Genomic DNA, 5,238 nt, shown 5'->3' on the forward strand with positions numbered 1-5,238 from the left:
TTTGCTATGCGTTGCGTTTAGTGTTTAAGGTGGTATGCGGTAGCTTCGGTATTGCGTTGCTCACACCTTAACAGGGCGTTAGCATTCGTCAATCACTTATGCATTTGGAAGTAAAAAAATGATTCATATTATATTCGTATTTCTCTTTTATTTAATAATTTATGCTCACATACAAAATATAAGAAGTAAAGAAATAGTCTTGGATGCGAAAAATATTGAGAGAATTCAAGCGTTTCATTTACTAGCTTGCTATATGTATAGCTTCACGATTATTAAGCTATACGACGTTGATTATGGTCTATATTCATTGGTTTACGCATCTATTTTCAACCTTATTGCTTTGGAATATTATTGGTCAAAATACCACCATCTTGTCGGTGGTATAAAGAAAACTATTACGTACTCTCTGGCTAAGTACTTTTTCCCATTATTAGTTATTGCATTTTGTGCTTACTCTTCGAGCATGATTTTAGAAGAAATTACTAAAGTTCCTTCTTCTACAATGGCTCACCATGTTTCTATTTATTCATTTGGGTTGTTTCTTTTGATATCGTTAATTTCTATGTTGTTCATAATTGAGCTGGCTGTTCCTATCATCATGCTAAAAGACATAATTACGATTAATGGAAAAGAACACATGACAGAAAATATTATGATAGTTTTAGTGATGACTATGGCTCCTGCATTAATCGTTACTAAACTTGCGCAGGGAAATTTGTTTAATGCCAAGTTTATTAGCTCAATGTTATATGAAAGTTACCATTCGAATGAAAATGCAGAGTGCCCAAATGTTTCAGTGGACTCACGATTTCATTGGATTTCCACAAGTGAAGTTTCAACTGTAAAGTATAACAAGGAAGCTGGTACTTATATTTTTGGCAAAGATGAATGCTAACAAAGCATTTAAGAGTGATTCCCAACGCTTGGCATTTTCAGTTCAAGGTTGGGTTTCGTGTTTACGGTGGTAAGGCTAAGTTTCGTGGTAGCGTTGCTCACACCTTAATGCGGCGTTAGCTGAAAGGAGATAAAACTGAACATGAACGAAGTATATTTTAAAGGGCACATAACAGACTCTTTCTTTTTCAAACCTTCACAATTGTACGATGAAAATCGAAAAATTTTAAAAGACTTATCCCACATAGAAAAAGGCGAATTGTATTTCATTGTCGAGAGAGGCAGGGTTAGGATTTCTCCAAAATCTATGTCAATGACCAGAGATGGTTATATCACGTTCGACTTGGTTGGTGATTCTGGTCATATAGCTACCCCTACCATTGAGTCTTCTCGACTGTTCATCGACCTAGGCAACAAGTTCAAGGAGATATATGGTAGTTGGAGTAAACTCCAACAATATGTGGTGAAAGTTGACAGCAAGTCTGAATATGATCTTCTTCAACGACAGGGGAGCTCTCTCCCGAAAATTGGCGTGAGTTTGGTGCCAGAGAAACAGAACAAAAAAAACTTTGTTATCAAACTCTATACGCCTGATGGGCAAGTCAATGACATGGAATTCCAACTCCATAGCATAATATCAGAGTATGAACTTGAAACGTTTGATTTCCCTAAGATCGTGTATATAGGGAAATCCAGTAACTTGGAAGACAGGATATACAAGCATGAGAAGATACAACAAGCGTTGGCTTGTTGTGATGATGACTCTGATATATATCTTTATGCTTTCCAGTTTGATTGTGAAAAAATAATTAAGGAATGCATCAATGGTGTGAACTATCTTCGAAGTGGAGACGTTGATGATATAACCCGTGATGACAGGCGAACAATCGTAGAAATAGGCCTGATTAACTATTTCAAACCACAGCTAAACGTTCATTACATTGGTGATGATCTCACGAATATAGAAGTTATTAATAATGTGTTATTAGATAAGTTTACACATATATGTGTAGAACTTATCTTTGACCCAGGTGTATTTTGGAAGTTTGGAACTCAGAGTGTTGCCTGTAGTTACGAGCATATGCATATTATTAAAATTTAAGCTAACAAAGCATTTAAGAGTGATTCCCAACGCTTGGCATTTTTCATTCCATCGTTGGGTTTTGTGTTTACGGTGGTATGGTTGAGTTTCGTGGTCGCGTTGCTCACACCTTAATGCGGCGTTAGCTTTTCAAGGGAAATTTGCATATGAAATATGCTGACGAGTATACAAAAAAAGAGAAAGTAGTTCGATTTTCAGTATTCACCATATTGGGTTTGGCAGTAATTGCATTTCATAAGTTTTTGTTTCTTCCTTTAGTGACAGATTTTGTCGAGCGACCGCACTGCTATGAGTTTCTGGGGTTAAATGGTGCCGATTATGTGTGGCATTTAGTGTTTGTTGGTTTGCCATTTTCTCTTTTTGTCGTGCTTGCGTTCATGCTTCCGATCGGGATAAAGGGGGTGAAGGAAGGGCGTTTTCCTCCAAAATCAATGAAAGTGTATAAACTGACAGCAGTTAAAAGAGGTACTGCAGCGTACTTCAAGTCAGGTATCTGTATTTTGGGTCCGGTTATGGCATTACTACTAACCTTCTGGGGATATCATCAAGTTGATAGCATGCCTCCAATAGACTCAAAAAATCTCAACCCTCATTTGTGCCAAAGCTAACAAGCAATTTAAGAGGGATTCACAACGCTTGGCACTTTTGCTTCTACTTCAGTTTTAGTGTTTATGGCACAATGCTTTAGGTTTGGGTGGAGGCGTTGTTCACCCCTTAATTGGGCGTTATAAATCTTATTCAAATTTGGAGATAAAATTGAAACCAAAAATTTTCATAGCCTCATCAGTGGAAGGGTTGGATGTTGCTTATGCGATACAGTCAAATTTAGATTTTGATGCTGATATAACGGTATGGAGTCAGGGAGTATTCACGTTATCTCAAACCTCACTGGACTCTTTGGTAACTGAGTTGGAGGCATCAGATTTTGGTATCTTTGTATTTACTCCTGATGATGAGACTGTGATACGAGGTGAGTCCACAAGAACCATAAGAGACAATGTTTTGTTTGAGTTGGGTTTGTTTATAGGAAAACTAGGAAAAGACCGTTGTTTCTTTGTTGTACAAGACAGCACAGAACTACATATCCCAACGGATCTCTATGGTATTACTCCTGCCCGTTATCGTGGAGACCGTGGTGATAAGAACATTGTGGCGGCTTTAGGTCCTGCTTGTAATGACATTCGTAAAGTTGTTCGGGATTTGAAAAGTGTATCTAGCACTCAGGAAACTGTAAATCCTGAGCCTGTAGATGAACATTTAAATGATGCTGACATTATAGCTATCCTAGAAGCTTGGCTACGTACTGACGCTATAGAGGGTACAGCAATAAGATACTCTGATGTGGATAAGTCCGAAAATCTTCCAAATGGTTCAACTAAGCGTCTTATAACTCAAGTGTTTGAACGAAATACTGATCTAGTGCTCGAAATTAGTGGGGCATCAGTATTTAAGTTCAGTGAAGTGTCTCCGTTGAGTTCTTACATCGTCTAAACCAGATTTATAACAAAGCATTTAAGAGTGATTCCCAACGCTTGGCATTTTTCATTCCATCGTTGGGTTTTGTGTTTACGGTGGTAAGGTCTGGTTTCGTGGTAGCGTTGCTCACACCTTAATGCGGCGTTATGTTTCATTGTGCATGTATGTGATGTGCATCTAGTTTTGTAAGATATTGAGAATTGCTCCCTTTATTTGCATTAAATATATACCCATGTAACTAGTGTGCTTAATTACAATGAGGAATGCACTGTGCCAATTTTCTTCGAAAACCTAGATACAACAACTCGTGATTATATGCGTGGCGAAGTAAACGTAGACTTTGAAAATGCGAACGTTTACTACAGCAAATTCTTGAAGCAGGGACTGCAAGATACATGGGATAACCTTTTACTTGAAGCCGTTACTGAGCATGATGAGGCTTGGTTGGAGAGTAAGATAGAATCAAACCAACTATTAGTTGATAGCTATCAAAGGAAAAAGCCTAAAGGTGGTTTTACTGTAGCCAAAGTCCCTTATACGGCTCCGCAGACATTGGCTGAAGGTGAGTTTAATCGCTTTTATTGTCGTGGGTTATGCGCACGTGCGATTGAAGAAGGAAAAATGGTTCAAGTTTATCGTGGTAAGGAAGTTACTAACGCTCGTAGCGCATCTGAAGAAAAGATCGGACAAATCATTGCTCCAAAGGAGCTGCTAGAGGACTTGAGAGTTAATGTCGGTGTAGATACGGCATTAGGCTTACCAAGTGGTCCTAATTCTGGTTTGACGATCAAGTTAGTATAAGAACATAACAATCTGTTTAAGAGTGATTCGCAACGCGTGGCATTTTTACTATGCGTTGCGTTTTGTGTTTAAGGTAGTATGCGGGAGCTTCGGTATTGCGTTGCTCACACCTTAACAGGGCGTTATACAACAAGAGATAGTATGAAACTTAAGTTATACAAATATTTGCCTTTTAATGATGGCGCTAAATGTCTTTTAAAAGACGGAACCATGAAGTTTTCTTCCTACGATACGTTTAATGACCCCTTTGATTGCGTTGTTAGTTACGACTTGGACGAAGCTGAGAAATACATGTCCTCTAGAAAAGACCTTATCAAAGCCGCTGGTGATAGGATCGGATTGAGTCCGGCAAAAAGACTTCAAAACAAAGGTGTGATGCTCAAGCGTTTGGAACACTCATTGGTTAGTGGAGGTGCGTCAAATGACATAGCTAAAGAGTGGGGTGTTTGCTGCTTATCTTCTCAAGCAGACAATATACTAATGTGGTCTCATTATGCAGACAACCATCAGGGTCTGTTAATAGAGTTTACAACTGATCAAAATCACATTGGTATGGTGACAAATCCTGAATATTACTTAACAGCTTGGCCCATTGAGTACACTGAGAAAATGCCTGTACGGAAGTTGGGTGTTAGAGATTTTGAAGCAGTTAAAGAACAGTTTTTGCGCAAATCTATAGATTGGGCTTACGAAAAAGAGCATAGGTGCCTATCTCATCGCAAAGGTCCGGGCATATACCCCTTTGATAAGACCATGGTCACTAAAGTTGTTGCTGGAGTGAGGATGTCCGATGAGGACTTTATAAAATTAAAGCAGTTAGTAGAACAATTTGAAATTTCTGCAGGGACGAAAGTCGAATTAAAGAGAGCTGAAATGGTCAAAGGTAAGTACCAACTAAATGTTGTATAACAATCTGTTTAAGGGTGATTCGCAACGCGTGGCATTTTTACTATGCGTTGCGTTTA

6 protein-coding genes are annotated in these 5,238 nt (G+C 38.5%); all 6 read left to right on the forward strand.

Going from position 1 to position 5,238, the window contains the following annotated elements; genetic code table 11:
* Positions 1 to 199 precede the first annotated feature (199 nt).
* The 6 genes from KIV41_RS22105 (at position 200) to KIV41_RS22135 (ending at position 5,182) form a co-directional block, all read left to right on the forward strand.
* Entirely contained in the window at positions 200 to 895 is a 696-nt protein-coding gene (locus KIV41_RS22105) for a hypothetical protein (protein WP_252040664.1), read from the forward strand.
* 141 nt (positions 896 to 1,036) lie between these two features.
* Positions 1,037 to 1,996 (forward strand): hypothetical protein, encoded by a 960-nt coding sequence (locus KIV41_RS22110; RefSeq protein ID WP_252040672.1) that lies wholly within the window; start codon positions 1,037 to 1,039, stop codon positions 1,994 to 1,996.
* A 146-nt stretch (positions 1,997 to 2,142) separates the two neighbouring features.
* Positions 2,143 to 2,604, forward strand: coding sequence for a hypothetical protein (locus KIV41_RS22115; RefSeq protein WP_285337694.1), 462 nt, complete (start codon positions 2,143 to 2,145; stop codon positions 2,602 to 2,604).
* 148 nt (positions 2,605 to 2,752) lie between these two features.
* Entirely contained in the window at positions 2,753 to 3,487 is a 735-nt protein-coding gene (locus tag KIV41_RS22120; RefSeq protein WP_285337695.1) for a nucleotide-binding protein, read from the forward strand.
* Positions 3,488 to 3,742: 255 nt separating this feature from the next.
* Positions 3,743 to 4,273, forward strand: a complete 531-nt coding sequence (locus KIV41_RS22125) for a hypothetical protein (protein ID WP_285337696.1) — start codon at positions 3,743 to 3,745, stop codon at positions 4,271 to 4,273.
* A 141-nt stretch (positions 4,274 to 4,414) separates the two neighbouring features.
* Positions 4,415 to 5,182: a DUF2971 domain-containing protein gene (locus tag KIV41_RS22135; protein WP_285337697.1), complete on the forward strand. Its 768-nt coding sequence runs from the start codon at positions 4,415 to 4,417 to the stop codon at positions 5,180 to 5,182.
* The last annotated feature ends 56 nt before the right edge of the window (positions 5,183 to 5,238 follow it).

Source organism: Vibrio sp. D401a, assembly GCF_030248515.1.
GTDB lineage: Bacteria > Pseudomonadota > Gammaproteobacteria > Enterobacterales > Vibrionaceae > Vibrio > Vibrio rotiferianus.